The sequence below is a fragment of the Cupriavidus sp. UGS-1 genome (genome assembly GCF_021213615.1).
Classification (GTDB): Bacteria; Pseudomonadota; Gammaproteobacteria; order Burkholderiales; family Burkholderiaceae; genus Cupriavidus.
In genome coordinates, this window is record NZ_JAJQJF010000023.1 from 1 (window position 1) to 15,380 (window position 15,380).

The window sequence follows — 15,380 nt, forward strand, 5'->3', positions numbered from 1 at the left end:
GGCGCTCCGGCCGCCGCCAGCAGCGCGCGATCGGCGTCCAGCAGGCCGGCTCCGCACGTGTTCGTATTGCTGCCGGTCGTGCAATAGGTATTGGCCGGATGCGGGCGCGCGCTGCTCTTGAGCAGCTCCGTCACTTGCGCCGTCGACAGGTTGCCATTGGCCGCCAGCATCAGCGAGGCCACGCCCGACACCATCGGCGCCGCAAAGCTCGTGCCTTGCGAGTTCACCAGCGTGTAGTTGCGCGCCGTCGTTTCGCCATCGTTGCTCAGCGTGCGGATCGTCGACGGCGGGGCCAGGCAGGTGTTGTTCGACACCTTGCTGTTGGCGCAGCCGCCGCCCGGCGCGCTGATCGCGATCTGCGGGCCGACGTTGGCATAGCTGGCGTTTTCGCCGTCGTTGACATGGGCGGTCACCGCGATCACGCCGCGGCAGTCGGCCGGCGCTTCGACCGCGCCGGCGCTGTTGCCGGCGGCGGCCACCACGACGACGCCGCGCGCGGCCAGTTCATCGACGGCCTGCTGTTCGAAGGTGCTGCAGCTGCCGGCGCCGAGGCTGATATTGACCACGCGTGCCGGCGTAGGGTTGTTCGGCACGTTCGGCACCGGCAGGCCGCCGGCCCAGCGCATCGCGTCGACGGTATCGGACAGCAGCGCGCCGCAGCGGCCGGAGACGCGCAGCGGCTGGATGCGGGCGCTCCAGTCGACCCCGGCAACGTCCTGGCCGTTGTTGGTCACCGCACCGAGCACGCTGGCGACGCGGGTGCCATGCCAGGTGCTGGGCCGCAGGTTCGGCGCGGCCGGCATGCCGGGACAGGCAAAACCCTGCGGCACGAAGTCGCCGGCGTCGGTCGGATCGCCGTCGCGGCCGTCGCCGTCCTGCGAAAACTGCGGATCGGCGATGAAGTCATAGCCGGCGACCAGCCGCGCGGCCAGGTCCGGATGCCGCAGCACGCCGGTATCGACCACCGCGATCACCAGGTTTTCATTGCCGCGCGAACGGTCCCAGGCCGCGGGCAGATTCGCGGCACCGGGCACCAGTGAAGGCGAGCCCAGATAGGGCTGGTTGATGGCGAATTCGGGATCGTTGGGGACCGTGTCGTGCGGCCGCAGCCAGCGGTCCGGCACCGCGTCGGCGACGCGCGGATCCTGGCGCAGCTGCGCGGCCACCGCCTCGGGATCGGCGCCCTTGCCGGCCGGCACGCCGAGCAGCGCCAGGTTGCCGCCCATCTGCCGCTTGACGGTCAGCCCGATGCCGGTCTGCTCGGCCACCTTGCGCACCTGTTCGGCGGCGGCCTCGGCCGGCATCAGCGCGCTGCCGGCCGGGGCATCCTTCCAGCGCACGATGATGTTGCCGCTGTAGACCGGTGCCGGACGGGCGTCCGGATTCGGGGCGGCCATCGCGGCCGAGGGGGGCAGCAGGGCGCCCGCCGAGATGGCGGCGGCCAGGACCAGACGCAGGGCGACGGGCGGAATCGAACGCGGCATGAACACCTCCGGGAAGGGCGAAGCCGGGGTGCAGCGGCCGGCGCTCGCGGGCATGTGGCTAAACGATAGTCACGGGAATGCGGTCGGGCAATCGGCGGCCGTCCGACAGCGCACGCTATCGGGGTGACGTTCGGGGCGGTTCGCTTGCCTCGATCCGCTTCTCGATCGGTTAACGGCCGCCGGCGCTGCGTCTTCAGTCGGCGGGCATGTCGCGCCCGGTCGGCTTGGGCCGGCTGGGCGTCAGGCGGCGGTCCGCCTCTGCCGCCTCGATCCGCGGCAGCGCGCGCAGCGTGGTGACCGCCTGCTCGATGGTGGCCTCCGGCGATGGCGAGATCGCGGTGACGAGCCAGGTGCCGCCCGACATCGGCCGCTTGACGACGAAGCGGATCGGTCCCTTGGCCTGGGCCAGCAGTTCGCCGGCCTGCAGCGAGGTATCGACGGCCGGCGGCGTGAAGCGCACCAGGATGTCGCCGACCGCGCGGTCGTCGGTGATGCTGCCCGGCGGCGGGACGGCCGGCTTCGAGCTGCAGGCGGCGGCCAGCGCCAGGCCGCACAGCGCCACCGCCAGTGTCAGCCGGCGCGTGGTGCGGCGCGCAGGTCGGCTCACCGGGCGGCGCGCCGCGCCGGCGGCGCCGGTCGTGGCGGACGGATCGTCGAGGGACGAGGGCGGCTTGGCGAAGAGCATGGGGTTTCCTGTGTCGGTGCGATTGATTGTTGCGAGTCGATGGTGCGTCGGCGCGTCGGTGCAGCCGTGCGCCGCCGGCGTCAGCTCGCCGCGCGGCGCGCGCGCCGGCCTTCCTTGGCCGCCGGGACTCCGCGCGCACCCTGCGCCAGCATTTCCTCCGCATGTTGCAGCGTGGTGGCGGTCACCGTCGCACCGCCCAGCATGCGCGCGGTCTCGACCACGCGGCCGGCGGCGTCGAGCACGCGGATCTGCGAGCGCGTCACGGCCTCGCCGCCATCGCTGACGGTCTCCTTGCTGACCAGCAGATGCGTGCCGGCCTGCGCGGCGACCTGCGGCAGGTGGGTCACGCACAGTACCTGGCGGGCGCGGCCCAGTTCCTGCAGCCGGCGGCCGACCACCTCGGCGACCGCGCCGCCGATGCCGGTATCGACCTCGTCGAAGATCAGCGTCGGCGTCGGCGCGGCCTCGCTGGTGATCACCGAGATCGCCAGGCTGATCCGCGCCAGTTCGCCGCCCGATGCGACCTTGGCCAGCGGCCGCGCGCTGACGCCCGCATGGCCCGCGACCAGGAACTCGACCTGTTCGAGTCCATGGCTGGCACCTTCGTCGATCGGATGCAGCGCCACGGTGAAGCTGCCGCCGGCCATCGACAGGCCCTGCATCGCCTCGGTGACCGCGGCCGACAGCCGCTCTGCGGCTTGGCGCCGGGCGTCGCTCAGGTGGCGCGCGATGGTCAGGTAGGCGGCGCGGGCCGCGGCCTCGCGCGCGGTGATCTTGTTCAGGTCCTGTGCGGCCTGCAGGTCGTCGAGCTGCTGGCGGCGCGCCAGCAATTCGTCGGGCAACTGTTCGGGCGGCACGCGGAACTTGCGCGCGGCGGTGTGCAGCGCCTGCATCCGCTCCTCGACGACCTGCAGCCGTTCGGGGTCGAGCTCGAGCCGGTCGACATAGCGGGTCAGCGAGTGGGCCGCTTCCTCGGCCTGCACCTCGGCCGCTTCCAGCGCGGTCACCACATCGCCCAGCGCGGGATCGACCTCGGCGAGCTGGCGCAGCCGGTGGACCATCGCATTGAGCGCGGACAGCACCGCGCCGTCGGCTTCGGACAGCCCGTCGAGCGCGGCGCGGCCGCCCTCGAGCAGATTGGCTGCGTGCGACAGCCGCTTGTGCTCGGCCTGGATCGCCTCCCATTCATCGGGCTGCGGCGCCAGCTTGTCGAGCTCGCCGACCTGCCATTCGAGCCGCTCGCGTTCGAGCTGCATCTCGCGCGACTGCTGTTCGACCGCCTCGCGCTGGCGCACGCAGGCGCGCCAGGTGCGCCAGGCCTCGGCGACCGCGGCCGACTGCGCGGTCAGGCCGGCATGCGCGTCGAGCAGCAGACGCTGCGCGTCCGGCCGCAGCAGCAGCTGATGCGCGTGCTGCCCGTGAATGTCGACCAGCTGGTCGCCGACCTCGCGCAGCTGCGCCAGCGTGGCCGCGTTGCCGTTGATGAAGGCCTTGCTGCGGCCGTTGGCATCGACGACGCGGCGCAGCAGCACGTTGCCGTCGTCCTCGGCCAGCGCCTGCTCGTTGAGCCAGGCGTCCAGCGCGGGGTGCGTGGAGAAGGTGGCGCTGACGCTGGCGCGCGCCGCGCCCTCGCGCACCACGCCGGCATCGGCGCGCTCGCCGAGCACCAGCGCCAGCGCATCGATCAGGATCGACTTGCCGGCACCGGTCTCGCCGGTGAACACGGTGAAGCCGGCGGAAAAGTCGAGGTCGAGCGTATCGACAATGACGAAATCGCGGATGGACAGGCTGCGCAGCATCTTCGGAGACGGAGGGCGGCGATGACTAGGGGAGGGATCGGACCGGCTGGGGCGGGCGGCAGACGATGCGGGACGCTTGCGCTCAGAGCCGGTTGTCTTCGGTCGGGTACTCGTGCCAGTGCAGCTTCTTGCGCAGCGTCGCGTAGTAGTTGTAGCCGACCGGGTGCAGCAGGTTGATGGTCTTGGCCGAGCGGCGCACCACGATGCGGTCGCCCGGCAGCAGCGAGGTCAGCGACTGCATGTCGAAGTTGACGCTGGCATCGCGCGCGGTGGCGACCTCGATCGACACCTCGGCGTCGTGCGGCAGCACGATCGGCCGGTTCGACAGCGCATGCGGGGCGATCGGCACCAGCACCAGTCCCGACAGCGTTGGATGCAGGATCGGCCCGCCGGCCGACAGCGCATAGGCGGTCGATCCGGTCGGCGTCGACACGATCAGGCCGTCCGAACGCTGGTTGTACATGAAGTAGCCGTCCACCGAGACCGCCAGCTCGACCATGCCGGAGATGCCCGAACGATTGACCACCACGTCGTTCAGGGCCAGCGCGGAGAAGATCACGCCCTCGTCGCGGATCACGCGCGATTCGAGCAGCATGCGGTTCTCGGGCTCGTAGTGGCCGCTGAGCATGGCCGGCAGCACCGATTGCACATCCTCCAGCGGGATGTCGGTCATGAAGCCGAGGCGGCCATGGTTGACGCCGATCAGCGGCACCGAGAAGCCGGCCAGCTGGCGCGCGATGCCGAGCAGCGTGCCGTCGCCGCCGAGCACCACCGCGACGTCGGCCTCGCGGCCGATCTCCTCGGCGGACAGCGCCGGGTAGTCCGTCAGGCCGGTCGCCAGCGCGGTCTCGCGTTCGAACACCACGTCCTGGCCGTTGCGCAGGATGCAGGCCGCCAGTTCCTCGAGCGGACCTTCGATGCCCGCGGTCGAATACCTGCCGACCAGGGCGACCGTGCGAAAGGGCGCGTGCGCGGCGCCGGACTTGGGGTGTGCAGACATGCCCGGATTAGACCATACCGCCATGACCATTGTCAGCACGGCCCGGGGGGCGAGTGCCAGAGCGAGCCCCACCGCGCAAAACTTGCGTAAAATCGGGACACCATGGACGAACGAGCGAAAACCCTTCTCAAGACCCTGATCGAGCGCTACATCGCCGAAGGGCAGCCGGTCGGCTCGCGTACGCTGTCGAAGTACTCGGGACTGGACCTGTCGCCGGCGACCATCCGCAACGTGATGTCGGACCTGGAAGAGATGGGCTTCATCGCCAGCCCGCACACGTCGGCGGGGCGCATTCCGACCCCGCGCGGCTACCGGTTGTTCGTCGATACCATGCTGACGGCCCAGCCGCTCGATACCCAGTTCGACCGCACCAAGCTGGCCGGTCTGATCCAGGGCGAACTCGGCGCGCAGGAGCAGAGCCCGCAGCGCATGATCACGTCGGCCGCGCGCACGCTGTCGAACCTGTCGCAGTTCGCCGGCGTGGTGATGACCCCGCGCCGCGCGCAGGCCTTCCGGCAGATCGAATTCATGCGCCTGTCCGACAAGCGCATCCTGTTGATCATCGTGACGCCGGAAGGGGACGTGCAGAACCGCATCATCCAGACCGAGCTGCCCTACAGCGCGTCGCAGCTGGTCGAGGCGGCCAATTTCATCAACACCCATTACGCCGGCATGCGCTTCGACACCGTGCGCGAGCGGCTGCGCGACGAACTGAAGGCGCTGCGCATCGACATGTCGGAACTGATGCAGGCCGCGGTCGAGGCCGGCAGCAGCGCGATGGCCGACGAGGACGAGCAGGTCTATATCTCGGGCGAACGCAAGCTGCTCGAGGTCGAGGACCTGGCCTCGAGCATGGACAAGCTGCGCCGGCTGTTCGACGTGTTCGAGCACAAGACCAGCCTGCTGCAGCTGCTCGATGTGTCGAGCCACGCCGAGGGCGTGCAGATCTTCATCGGCGGCGAGAGCCGGCTGGTGCCGCTCGAGGACATGGCCGTGATCACCGCGCCGTACGAGGTCGACGGCCAGATCGTCGGCACGCTGGGCGTGATCGGCCCGACGCGGATGGCCTATGACCGGGTGATCCCGATCGTCGATATCACGGCGCGGCTGCTGTCGAGCGCGCTGAGCAGCCAGAACTGATGGCGGCCAGGGCGGGCCGCCACGCGCAGGGCGGCCTTCGTGCCCCGGCGATACCGGAATCCCTATGACCTTTACCGCAGAACCGGCCTACCGCCATGGGCAGGCGCCCCGCACGGCGATCCTGCTGATCAACCTGGGCACGCCGGACGAGCCGACCCCCAAGGCGGTCGGCCGCTACCTGAAACAGTTCCTGTCCGATCCGCGCGTGGTCGAGATTCCGCGCGCGGCCTGGTTGCCGGTGCTGTACGGGCTGATCCTGCCGCTGCGCTCGCGCGCGTCGGCGCTGAAGTACGAATCGATCTGGCTGCGCGAGGCGCACCGGACCGGCTCGCCGCTGCTGGTCCATACCGAGCGGCAGGCGCATGCGCTGCAGCAGCTGCTGGCGCAGCAGGGGCATGACGTGACGGTGGCCTGCGCAATGCGCTACGGCAACCCGTCGATCCCTTCGGTGATGGAGGCGCTGCGGCGCCAGGGCTGCGAGCGCATCCTGGCGCTGCCGATGTACCCGCAGTATTCCGGCACCACCACCGCGACCGCGTTTGACGAACTGTTTCGCGTGCTCGGCGAATGGCGCAATCAGCCCGAACTGCGGCTGGTCAAACATTTTCACGACCACCCGGCCTATCTGGGCGCGCTGCACCAGCAGGTCGGCGCCTACTGGGCCCAGCATGGGGCCCCGGATTTCGCGCGCGGCGACCGGCTGATCCTGTCCTTCCACGGCGTGCCGCGGCGCACGCTCGAGCTGGGCGATCCGTATCACTGCGAATGCCTGAAGACAGGCCGCATGCTGGGCGAGGCGCTGGGCTTGCAGCCCGGCCAGTACCAGGTCACGTTCCAGTCGCGCTTCGGCAAGGCAGAGTGGCTGCAGCCCTATACGGCGCCGACGCTGACCGAGCTGGGCAAGGTCGGCACCGCGCGGGTCGACGTATTCTGCCCGGGCTTTCCGGCCGACTGCATCGAGACGCTGGAGGAGATCGCGATGGAAGGGCAGTCCGAATTCAAGGTCGCCGGCGGCAAGGAATTTCACTTCATTCCGTGCCTGAACGACGCGCCGTTCTGGATCACCGCGCTGTCGGAGATCGCGCTGCAGCATATGCAGGGCTGGCCGTTGCGGCTGCCGCATGCGCACGAACTGGAAGCGAGGCGCTCGCTGGCGCAGGCAAGGGGGGCCGCGGCATGAATCCGTCGTACGAGGACGATGCGCGGCAGCGGATCGACAAGTGGCTGTGGTGCGCGCGCTTCTTCAAGACCCGTTCGCTGGCGGCCGAGGCCGTCGAGCGGGGCCGGGTAGAGGTCAACGGGCAGCCATGCAAGAATTCGCGCGAGGTCAAGCCGGGCGACACCGTGCGCATCGACGCCCATCAGCAGCGCTGGGAGCTGGTAGTCAAGGGCATCGCCCCGGCCCGCGGGCCAGCGTCCGTGGCCCAGACGCTCTATGAGGAAACCGAGGAGAGCCGGACGCGGCGCGCCGCGGAGGCCGAGCGGCGGCGTCTCCATGTCGAGCCGGCGTCGCAACTGCAAGGGCGCCCGACCAAGCGGGACCGCCGCCGCATCGACGGCTTCAAAGGGTAAGCCGCTGCAATGTTCAGCGGGAGTACTGGATGATGTATTGGCGCAGCGCGGGATCGGCACCGCCGGCCACGCTGTCGCGTGGGGTCAGCCCATCGGAGAGCCAGACGAAGACGGTCAGCGCCGCCACGGAAAGAAGAACCAGCAGCGTGAACAGCGAGAACTTCGGAGAGAACTTCGGCGTTTTGTTGGACGGCTTCGGCAGCTTGCGCATGGCCCTTACCCCGGCAGGAAGGACTGCAATAGGAGACGGCACCCCGGCAGTGTTGTCGTTTTTTTGGATTTATCTTAGAAGCTGCACTGCAGCAAAGCAATTTCACTTCTCGCAGCACTGGTTTAAGTTTGTAAGCTGATGTTTCGTTGCAGATGTCCATCCGCTCTTGAAATATCGGCTTGGCGCCACCAGTTGCCAGCTGAATTCCGATTGACCCCAGGCGGACCGCCCTGTGCGGCCGCAACTTGTTCTGAAACGGATCGACATGGAAGACCAGAAGCAAACGCCATCCAACACGCCGCCGACCTCGCCCGCCGACCAGGCCGCCGAAGCGCAAGCCGCGCAATCGGCCACGCCCAATCCATCGGCAGAGCCCGCCGCCGCCGCGGATGACGCGTCGCAGTTTGCCGCGCAGTTGGCGGAACAGGAAGCCAAGGCACGCGAGAACTACGACCTGTATCTGCGTGCCGTCGCCGAGTCCGAGAACATCCGGCGCCGCGCGCAGGAGGACGTGGCCAAGGCGCACAAGTTCGCCATCGAAAGCTTCGCCGAGCATCTGTTGCCGGTGATGGACAGCCTGCAGGCCGCGCTGGCCGATGGATCGGGCGATATCGGCAAGCTGCGCGAGGGCGTCGAACTGACCGCCAAGCAACTGGCCAGCGCCTTCGAGAAGGGCCGCATGGTCGAACTGAATCCGGTCGGCGAGAAGTTCGACCCGCATCGGCACCAGGCGATTTCGATGGTGCCGTCGGAGCAGGAACCGAACACGGTGGTGGCCGTGCTGCAGCGCGGCTATCTGATCGCGGACCGCGTGCTGCGGCCCGCATTGGTGACGGTGGCTGCGCCGAAGTAAGGGGCGGCGGGCAGACCGGCCTGCCACCGATGCGCAGCCACGCCCGGCGCCGTGTCGGCACCGGGCGTTCTCGTTTGTGGAGAAATGCGATGCCTTACCCGTTCGGCGCAGCGCCGGCGCCCCATACGGATCACCGCGCGTTCGAGGCCTTCGGCATGCGCGCGGTCGATCATGACACCATCGACGACGCGCTCGCGGCCGCCGGTGACGAACTGGTCTGCGTGTTCTTCTGGGGCGAGGACTGCTACAACTGCGAGATGGCCAAGAAGGCCATGCTGGCCAACCCGGACCCGCTGCGCGCGCTCGATCTGCACTGGCTGCATGCCGACGTCTACACGCATCCGGCGCTGGGACGGCGCTTCGGGCTGTACGGCATCCCGGTGTTCATGTTCTTCCACCGCGGCAAGAAGCTGGGCCGCGCCACCGGCTGGCACGGCATCGGACAGTTCTCCGCGGCGGTCGCCAACGCGCGGCTGAAGGCGAGCGGCAAGCCGCTGGCCGGATGACGGATCCGCCGCCGCTGCGCGGCCCGGCACCGGCCCAGCGGCCCAGCCAGCGGTTCAGCGGATCAGCGGTTCAGTGAATAGCCGATGCGGAACTGCCAGGGCGTCTTGCGGTTGTAGTCAAGCAGGCTCTCGCCATAGCCGACGAAGTAGCCCGCCATCAGGTAGCCGGCAGTGCCCGGTATCAGCCGGCCCATCGGGTAGGTGAACTGCGCATCCACGCTGCCATACCACTGGCGCGTGCCCTTGCGCACCGTCGCCGCCAGCTCCCACGAATCGGGTTTGCCGTAGGCGACCCGCAGATCCATATAGCCGCGGTAACGCGCGATATCGCTGTTGTCGCTCTTCTCCAGGTAGTAGTAGAGCTTGGGCGTCACGGTCCAGTGCCAGTCGTCCGGCTCGCCGAAGTGGAAGGTCGGCTTCAGGAACAGCGTATTGATGCTGCGCGACTGGTCGCCGTCGCGGCCGTTCGACTCGTGCTCGAGGCCGGTCGCCACCGACAGCCGGCTGATCCAGCGATTGCGCACGCCGGTATCGGACAGGTAGTAGAAGATGCTGGGCCGGTAGTTGGTGTCGTGGAAGGGCTTCGACTCCTCCGACAGATCCCACAGCGAGAACTGCGTGTAGCCCAGGTACAGGTTGTCCAGCCAGTAGCGCGAATTCGGGTCGCGGCCTTCGAAGATCCGGTACTTGAAGCTGAACTGGAACTTGGCGTTGGCGCCGCCGTGCGCGCCGACCGCGTAGTACATCGGATCGTTGAAGGTCAGGCGGCTGCCGCCGGTCAGGATCGGCTGATCGTAGACGGGCTGGCCCGGTCCCTTCGGCTGGAGCACCGGCTCGACCGGCGTCGCGGCGACATCGGCATGCTGATCGCCCTCGTCAGCCGGCGTGGCGGCGGCGGTGGCCGGCGCTGCGGAGGTGGATGGCGTCGCCGCGGTGGCGGGCGGCGTGAGCCCCGACTGATTCAGCGTCACCAGCACCGGCGCGGCGTCCAGGCCCACCGGATCCAGCCGGATCTGGCCGCGCAGCGTCGGCGGGATCTCGCCCTGGTATTGGATCGTGCGATTCTCGCCGCGGCGCAGGCGCACCGTGGACGGCCCAGGCGTGATCCGCCGCATCGTGATGCGCACCGGCGCCAGCATTTCGGGCGAGGCCACCACTTCCAGCGTGTCGGGCACCAGATAGCTGCGATTGGCCGTGTCGGCGGTCACCAGCAGCGTCAGCCGCAGCGGCTGCGCGCCGTCCAGTACGCGCGGAGGCTGCAGCAGCGCGATCGCGGCATCGGCGGAGGGCGCGTACAGGGCGGCGAGCGCGACGGAGATCGCGGAGACGGCGGCGGCGGGCGCGAGCAGGCGCGGACGACGGCCCGCGGACGGGGTTCGGAGCAACGGCATCATCGGAGATTGTTTGGCGTGCCGTGCCGGATACGACGCTTGGCACGGCCGAGAATGGCAACGCGGCAAAGCCTAGCACGGGGCCGGCCGCGCTGGCTGTGACGATTTGTACCGGCCGGTCGGCCGGCACCGGGCGGGAGGTCAGCCGCGCGCGCGGCGCTGGACGCAGGCGATGTAGTGCTCGCCGTCGGGCGGCAGGCCGCTGCGCTGCGACTGCCACAGCATCTCGCCGAGGCATTCCATCATCTGGTGATGCGCCTCGTGCGGCGAATCGAGCCGGCGCGCCAGCTGTTCGAAGGCCTGGCGGATGCCGCGCGGCTGGTCGACCGATACCTGCTCGGCGATCGACAGATGCATGGCCAGATGCAGGAAGGGGTTGGTCTGCCCGCGTTCGGGCGTGAATTCCTCGGCGACCGCCGCCTCGGCATCGGCCAACTGGTCGTGATATTCGGGATGGGCGCGGATCCAGTCGACGGCGATCGCCTCGAGCGGCGTCAGCACGTCGTTGGCGCCCTGCTTGCGCCAGGCTTCGCAAAAGAACCGGCGGACTTCTTCACGGGAGGGATTGAACATGATGGGGCGGATTGTAAACGACGGTCCGCGGACTTGCCGGCCGCGCCCTCCGCTCGATGGAGCACTGTGCCGCAGGGGCCGCATGCCGACTAGAATGCGGGATCGTTGACCTCGCCACCGGGCCGGCCTCCCTCCATGACCGCTTCCCCACGCTCATCGACCCCGCTGCGGCATGCCGGCGACAAGCTCGCCGGCGTGCTGCTGATCGCGATCTCGGCCAGCGCCTTCGGCGCGATGGCGATCTTCGCGCGCTTTGCCTATGACGCGGGTGCCGACGTCTATGGCCTGCTGTCGGTGCGCTTCGTGCTGGCCGCGATCGCGCTGGCGGCGGTGATGCGCTGGCAGCGGATCGCGCTGCCGCCGTGGCCGCGCGTGCTGGCGTTGGCGGCGATGGGCGGCATCGGCTATGTCGGCCAGTCGTTCTGCTTCTTCAGCGCGCTGAACCATGCGCAGGCGAGCCTGGTCGCGCTGCTGCTGTATCTGTATCCGGTCTTCGTCACGGTGATGGCGGCACTGTTCCTGAAGGAGAAGCTGACCGGCGCGGCGGTGACCGCGCTGGTGCTGTGCTCGGTCGGCGCGGGACTGACCGTCGGCGGCGGGCAGGGCAGTGCGCTCGGCATCGGCCTGGGGCTGGCGTCGGCGCTGATCTATTCGATCTACATCATCGTCGGCGCGCGCTTGACGCCCGGCGTGCACCCGGTGGCGACCACCACGGTGGTCTGCATCGCGGCCGCGGTCGTCTATGTTGGCGCCGCGCTGGCCCGCGCGGCGGCCGGCGTGCCGCCGCAGTTTCCGGCCGATGCCGGCGGCTGGCTGGCGTTGGCGGCCATCGCGCTGCTGTCGACGGTGCTGGCGATCCTGACCTTCTTCGCCGGCCTGCAACGGCTCGGCGCGGCGCAGGCCTCGATGCTGTCCACGCTCGAGCCGGTGGTCACGGTACTGCTGGCCGCGCTGCTGCTCGGCGAGCAGATCGGCATGACCCAGGCGATCGGCGGCGGGCTGATCCTGGCTGGCGTGCTGTGGCTGACCCGCAAGGGCACGGCCCCGGCGCCTGTACAACAAAATTGAACGGCTTGCTGAAATCCTTGGCGTGGAATGGGTGGGGGCCGTCGGTAGAATGCGCCCTTTCCCGAACTTTGCCGAGGATTCCGCATGACACCGCTCGACCAGGCCGCCATCGCCCAACTGTTCACCGAGGCCCGCACGCATAACGCCTGGCAGGACCGGCAGATCGACGACGCCGTGCTGCATCAGCTGTATGAGGCGATGAAGTTCGGCCCCACCGCGGCCAACAGCACGCCGGCCCGCATCGTGTTCGTCAAGACCGCGGCGCAGAAGGAGAAACTGGTCGCGTGCGTGTCGCCGGGCAATGTCGACAAGACCCGCTCGGCCCCGGTGACCGCGATCGTCGCGTTCGACAACGCCTTCCACGAGCAGCTGCCGAAGCTGTTCCCGCATGCCGATGCCCGTTCCTGGTATGTCGGCCAGCCGGAGAAGATCGCGCGCGACGCGCTGGTCAACAGCTCGCTGCAAGGCGCCTATCTGATCCTGGCGGCGCGCGCGCTGGGCCTCGATTGCGGCCCGATGAGCGGCTTCGACCCGGCCAAGGTCAATGCCGCGTTCTTCCCCGACGGCAACTGGTCGGTCAACTTCCTGATCAACCTGGGCTATGGCGACGCCGACAAGCTGTTTCCGCGCAATCCGCGCCTGAGCTTCGACGAGGCCTGCCGCATCGTTTGATGGTCTGATGCGCCGGCCGGCCGGCTGGCCGCCGGCGCGCTCACAGCCGCGGCGGCAGCGTCTTGTCCGGGTACTCGCACAGCGTCTCGATCGCGCAATGCCAGCACTCCGGCTTGCGCGCCTTGCAGACGTAGCGCCCATGCAGGATCAGCCAGTGATGCGCGTCGTGCAGGAACTCGTCGGGCACGACCTCGAGCAGCTTCATCTCGACCGCCTGCACGGTCTTGCCGGGCGCGAGTCCGGTGCGGTTGCTGACGCGGAAGATATGCGTGTCGACCGCGACGGTCGGATGGCCGAAGGCGGTGTTCAGCACCACGTTGGCGGTCTTGCGGCCGACGCCCGGCAGCGCCTCCAGCGCCTCGCGCTCGGCCGGCACCTTGCCGCCGTGGCGCTCGGCCAGGATGCGGCAGGTCTCCATCACGTGCTTCGCCTTGGTCTTGTACAGGCCGATCGTCTTGATGTACTCGATCAGGCCGGACTCGCCCAGCGCCAGGATCTTCTGCGGCGTGTTGGCGATCGCAAACAGCCTGCGGGTGGCCTTGTTGACGCCGACATCGGTGGCCTGCGCCGACAGCAGCACCGCGATCAGCAGTTCGAACGGCGAGCTGTACTCGAGTTCGGTGGTCGGCGACGGGTTGGTTTCCTTGAGGGTTTCAAACAGCGCGCGGCACTTGGCGGCGTTCATTGTGGTCGCTTGGTGTCGGAGGGGACGGGATGGTCGGGATGGCCGGGCGGAGCGGCGGCCGGCGCGGCCTCGGCGCGGTCAACCGGATCGCCCTGTGCGGCGTTGAGCGGCTGGGCAGCCTGCCGCTTCAGGCGCGCGCGTTCGATGGCCGCCTGGATGATGGCTTTCTTGCGCTCCTGCGCCTGGCGTTCGGCCTCGGACGACGCGGCCTCCTGGCGCAGCGCCTCCAGCTTGGCGGCGGCCTTGGCCGCCAGGCGCGCTTCGTTTTCCTCGCGCTCGCGCACCAGCCGCTGCTTGCGCGACAGGTAGCGGGCACGGGCCGCGTCGGCCTGCGGCTGCGACCAGGCGTCCCAGCCGGTGCGCTCGCCGGTGACCGGGATCATCGCGATGCAGTCGACCGGGCAGGGCGCCACGCACAGGTCGCAGCCGGTGCACCAGTCCGGCAGCACGGTGTGCATCTGCTTGGCGGCGCCAGCGATTGCGTCGACCGGGCAGGCCTGGATGCATAGCGTGCAGCCGATGCACAGCGTCTCGTCGATGCGCGCGACCGCTCGCGGATGTTCGGTGCCGTGGCTCGTATCGAGCGGCAACGGCGCGGTGCCGAGCTCTGCCGCCAGCCGCCGGATGCCTTCGGCACCGCCGGGCGGGCAGCGGTTGCAGTCCGCTTCGCCGCGCGCCATGGCCTCGGCATAAGGCCGGCACCCCTGAAAGCCGCACTTCGTGCATTGCGTCTGGGGCAGCAGGGCGTCGAGCCGGTCGGCCAGGGGCGCCAAAGCGGCCGCCAGATCGGCGTCCCGGTGGGCGTCGGCGGAGGGTGCGGAAGCGGAATCGGCGGAGGAAGGGGTCACGAAAGCAGCAAGACGATGCGGGGTAACACAAGGTGCAGCCGTACGGTGCGGCTGACGCGGCAAGGATTATCCCCGATTTCGCCGCGCCGCAGAAACCTTGAAGATGCGCGCTTTGCCATGGCGCAGATGTTGTTCAACACGGCTGGCCCGCGCCGCAGGCGCGGTGGCGCCATGCCATCATTCACAAAATCGACCCGACCACGCATGTCGAACGCCACCAAGACGAAACGCGATCCCGAAGGAACACGCCGTCGCATCATGGATGCGGCCACCGAGGAGTTCGCCAAGGGCGGCCTGGCCGGCGCACGCGTCGACCAGATCGCCCGCCGCGCCGAAACCAACGAGCGCATGCTGTATTACTACTACGGCAGCAAGGAGGGCCTGTTTCTCGCGGTGCTCGAACGGCAGTATGCGCAGTTCCGCGCTGCAGAAGAGCGCCTGCAGATCGGCGACGAGGACCCGGTCGCGGCGGTCCGCACGCTGGCCCGCTTCGTCTGGGACTGGTACTACCAGCATCCCGAATTCATTCGCCTGGTCAACAGCGAGAACCTGCATGAGGCACGGCACCTGAAGAAATCCGCGCAATTGCACGACCTGGTCAACCCGGTGGTCGACGTGCTGGCCGAGATCGTTCGCCGCGGCCAGCGGCAGGGCGTGTTCCGCGACGGCGTCGATGTGCCCCAGCTCTATCTGACGATCTCGGCGCTGGGCTACTACGTGCTGTCGAACCGCTACACGATCAGCGCGGTGATCGGCCGCGATGTGGCCTCGCAGGACGAGCACGAGCGCTTCGCCCAGCTGCATACGGACATGCTGCTGGCCTATCTGGCGCGACGGTAGCGCGCGAGGATGGGCAAAAGGGTAAAGAAAACGGGACCGCGTTGCGGTCCCGT

Annotated in this window: 17 protein-coding genes; 8 read left to right on the forward strand and 9 right to left on the reverse strand. The window is 69.1% G+C overall.

All coding sequences use genetic code 11. From position 1 onward, the window contains the following. From LRR16_RS22120 to LRR16_RS22135, 4 genes are all read right to left on the reverse strand, one after another. On the reverse strand, positions 1 to 1,484 hold a 1,484-nt coding region (locus LRR16_RS22120), incomplete at its 3' end, for a S8 family peptidase (RefSeq protein ID WP_232207130.1). Positions 1,485 to 1,677: 193 nt separating this feature from the next. Next, entirely contained in the window at positions 1,678 to 2,169 is a 492-nt protein-coding gene (locus LRR16_RS22125) for a hypothetical protein (RefSeq protein ID WP_232207131.1), read from the reverse strand. 80 nt (positions 2,170 to 2,249) lie between these two features. Next, positions 2,250 to 3,968 (reverse strand): DNA repair protein RecN, encoded by a 1,719-nt coding sequence (gene recN, locus LRR16_RS22130; RefSeq protein ID WP_064573163.1) that lies wholly within the window; start codon positions 3,966 to 3,968, stop codon positions 2,250 to 2,252. Between the two features lie 82 nt (positions 3,969 to 4,050). Next, positions 4,051 to 4,968: an NAD kinase gene (locus LRR16_RS22135; RefSeq protein ID WP_006576820.1), complete on the reverse strand. Its 918-nt coding sequence runs from the start codon at positions 4,966 to 4,968 to the stop codon at positions 4,051 to 4,053. Positions 4,969 to 5,070: 102 nt separating this feature from the next. Here LRR16_RS22135 and hrcA point away from each other — a divergent pair, with 102 nt between their 5' ends. The 3 genes from hrcA to LRR16_RS22150 all read left to right on the forward strand — a co-directional run bounded on the left by hrcA (position 5,071) and on the right by LRR16_RS22150 (position 7,680). Beyond that, positions 5,071 to 6,108, forward strand: coding sequence for a heat-inducible transcriptional repressor HrcA (gene hrcA, locus LRR16_RS22140; protein ID WP_006576819.1), 1,038 nt, complete (start codon positions 5,071 to 5,073; stop codon positions 6,106 to 6,108). A 64-nt stretch (positions 6,109 to 6,172) separates the two neighbouring features. Continuing rightward, the gene (gene hemH, locus LRR16_RS22145) at positions 6,173 to 7,288 is read left to right on the forward strand and encodes a ferrochelatase (RefSeq protein WP_023263767.1); all 1,116 of its coding nucleotides are present in this window, start codon (positions 6,173 to 6,175) and stop codon (positions 7,286 to 7,288) included. Continuing rightward, the gene (locus LRR16_RS22150) at positions 7,285 to 7,680 is read left to right on the forward strand and encodes an RNA-binding S4 domain-containing protein (RefSeq protein ID WP_006576818.1); all 396 of its coding nucleotides are present in this window, start codon (positions 7,285 to 7,287) and stop codon (positions 7,678 to 7,680) included. Before hemH ends, LRR16_RS22150 begins: the two co-directional genes overlap by 4 nt. A gap of 13 nt (positions 7,681 to 7,693) precedes the next feature. On the opposite strand, the gene LRR16_RS22155 is transcribed toward LRR16_RS22150, so the two are convergent. Then, on the reverse strand, positions 7,694 to 7,891 hold the full coding sequence (locus tag LRR16_RS22155; RefSeq protein WP_006576817.1) for a hypothetical protein: 198 nt from the start codon (positions 7,889 to 7,891) through the stop codon (positions 7,694 to 7,696). A 265-nt stretch (positions 7,892 to 8,156) separates the two neighbouring features. Here LRR16_RS22155 and grpE point away from each other — a divergent pair, with 265 nt between their 5' ends. Both grpE and LRR16_RS22165 read left to right on the forward strand, forming a co-directional pair. Next, positions 8,157 to 8,744 (forward strand): nucleotide exchange factor GrpE, encoded by a 588-nt coding sequence (gene grpE / locus LRR16_RS22160; protein ID WP_006576816.1) that lies wholly within the window; start codon positions 8,157 to 8,159, stop codon positions 8,742 to 8,744. Between the two features lie 89 nt (positions 8,745 to 8,833). Beyond that, positions 8,834 to 9,250: a co-chaperone YbbN gene (locus LRR16_RS22165; protein WP_006576815.1), complete on the forward strand. Its 417-nt coding sequence runs from the start codon at positions 8,834 to 8,836 to the stop codon at positions 9,248 to 9,250. Positions 9,251 to 9,312: 62 nt separating this feature from the next. Here the strand turns inward: LRR16_RS22165 and LRR16_RS22170 are convergent, their stop codons facing one another. Together LRR16_RS22170 and LRR16_RS22175 are read right to left on the reverse strand one after the other, a co-directional pair. Further along, complete coding sequence (locus LRR16_RS22170; protein ID WP_064573769.1) at positions 9,313 to 10,641, reverse strand: phospholipase A; 1,329 nt, start codon at positions 10,639 to 10,641, stop codon at positions 9,313 to 9,315. Between the two features lie 141 nt (positions 10,642 to 10,782). Next, on the reverse strand, positions 10,783 to 11,214 hold the full coding sequence (locus tag LRR16_RS22175; RefSeq protein WP_006576813.1) for a DUF1841 family protein: 432 nt from the start codon (positions 11,212 to 11,214) through the stop codon (positions 10,783 to 10,785). Positions 11,215 to 11,349: 135 nt separating this feature from the next. On the opposite strand from LRR16_RS22175, the gene LRR16_RS22180 reads away from it, so the two are divergent. Continuing rightward, positions 11,350 to 12,282 carry a DMT family transporter gene (locus tag LRR16_RS22180; RefSeq protein WP_064573165.1) on the forward strand — a complete coding sequence of 311 codons (933 nt, stop codon included), beginning with the start codon at positions 11,350 to 11,352 and terminating at the stop codon, positions 12,280 to 12,282. 84 nt (positions 12,283 to 12,366) lie between these two features. Further along, positions 12,367 to 12,954 (forward strand): malonic semialdehyde reductase, encoded by a 588-nt coding sequence (locus tag LRR16_RS22185; RefSeq protein WP_232207132.1) that lies wholly within the window; start codon positions 12,367 to 12,369, stop codon positions 12,952 to 12,954. A gap of 40 nt (positions 12,955 to 12,994) precedes the next feature. On the opposite strand, the gene nth is transcribed toward LRR16_RS22185, so the two are convergent. Together nth and rsxB are read right to left on the reverse strand one after the other, a co-directional pair. Next, entirely contained in the window at positions 12,995 to 13,639 is a 645-nt protein-coding gene (gene nth, locus LRR16_RS22190; protein WP_006580006.1) for an endonuclease III, read from the reverse strand. Then, positions 13,636 to 14,424 carry an electron transport complex subunit RsxB gene (rsxB, locus tag LRR16_RS22195; protein WP_043437378.1) on the reverse strand — a complete coding sequence of 263 codons (789 nt, stop codon included), beginning with the start codon at positions 14,422 to 14,424 and terminating at the stop codon, positions 13,636 to 13,638. Before rsxB ends, nth begins: the two co-directional genes overlap by 4 nt. 267 nt (positions 14,425 to 14,691) lie before the next feature. Between rsxB and LRR16_RS22200 the strand changes: the two genes are divergently transcribed. Further along, on the forward strand, positions 14,692 to 15,327 hold the full coding sequence (locus LRR16_RS22200; protein ID WP_006577706.1) for a TetR family transcriptional regulator: 636 nt from the start codon (positions 14,692 to 14,694) through the stop codon (positions 15,325 to 15,327). Positions 15,328 to 15,380 lie beyond the last annotated feature (53 nt).

What these genes read in the sequence shown, in the direction of transcription:
- LRR16_RS22125 (WP_232207131.1), bottom strand. Translation starts at nt 2,169, where the DNA reads ATGCTCTTCGCCAAGCCGCCCTCGTCCCTCGACGATCCGTCCGCCACG.
- recN (WP_064573163.1), bottom strand. Translation starts at nt 3,968, where the DNA reads ATGCTGCGCAGCCTGTCCATCCGCGATTTCGTCATTGTCGATACGCTC.
- LRR16_RS22135 (WP_006576820.1), bottom strand. Translation starts at nt 4,968, where the DNA reads ATGTCTGCACACCCCAAGTCCGGCGCCGCGCACGCGCCCTTTCGCACG.
- hrcA (WP_006576819.1), top strand. Translation starts at nt 5,071, where the DNA reads ATGGACGAACGAGCGAAAACCCTTCTCAAGACCCTGATCGAGCGCTAC.
- hemH (WP_023263767.1), top strand. Translation starts at nt 6,173, where the DNA reads ATGACCTTTACCGCAGAACCGGCCTACCGCCATGGGCAGGCGCCCCGC.
- LRR16_RS22150 (WP_006576818.1), top strand. Translation starts at nt 7,285, where the DNA reads ATGAATCCGTCGTACGAGGACGATGCGCGGCAGCGGATCGACAAGTGG.
- LRR16_RS22155 (WP_006576817.1), bottom strand. Translation starts at nt 7,891, where the DNA reads ATGCGCAAGCTGCCGAAGCCGTCCAACAAAACGCCGAAGTTCTCTCCG.
- grpE (WP_006576816.1), top strand. Translation starts at nt 8,157, where the DNA reads ATGGAAGACCAGAAGCAAACGCCATCCAACACGCCGCCGACCTCGCCC.
- LRR16_RS22165 (WP_006576815.1), top strand. Translation starts at nt 8,834, where the DNA reads ATGCCTTACCCGTTCGGCGCAGCGCCGGCGCCCCATACGGATCACCGC.
- LRR16_RS22170 (WP_064573769.1), bottom strand. Translation starts at nt 10,641, where the DNA reads ATGCCGTTGCTCCGAACCCCGTCCGCGGGCCGTCGTCCGCGCCTGCTC.
- LRR16_RS22175 (WP_006576813.1), bottom strand. Translation starts at nt 11,214, where the DNA reads ATGTTCAATCCCTCCCGTGAAGAAGTCCGCCGGTTCTTTTGCGAAGCC.
- LRR16_RS22180 (WP_064573165.1), top strand. Translation starts at nt 11,350, where the DNA reads ATGACCGCTTCCCCACGCTCATCGACCCCGCTGCGGCATGCCGGCGAC.
- LRR16_RS22185 (WP_232207132.1), top strand. Translation starts at nt 12,367, where the DNA reads ATGACACCGCTCGACCAGGCCGCCATCGCCCAACTGTTCACCGAGGCC.
- nth (WP_006580006.1), bottom strand. Translation starts at nt 13,639, where the DNA reads ATGAACGCCGCCAAGTGCCGCGCGCTGTTTGAAACCCTCAAGGAAACC.
- LRR16_RS22200 (WP_006577706.1), top strand. Translation starts at nt 14,692, where the DNA reads ATGTCGAACGCCACCAAGACGAAACGCGATCCCGAAGGAACACGCCGT.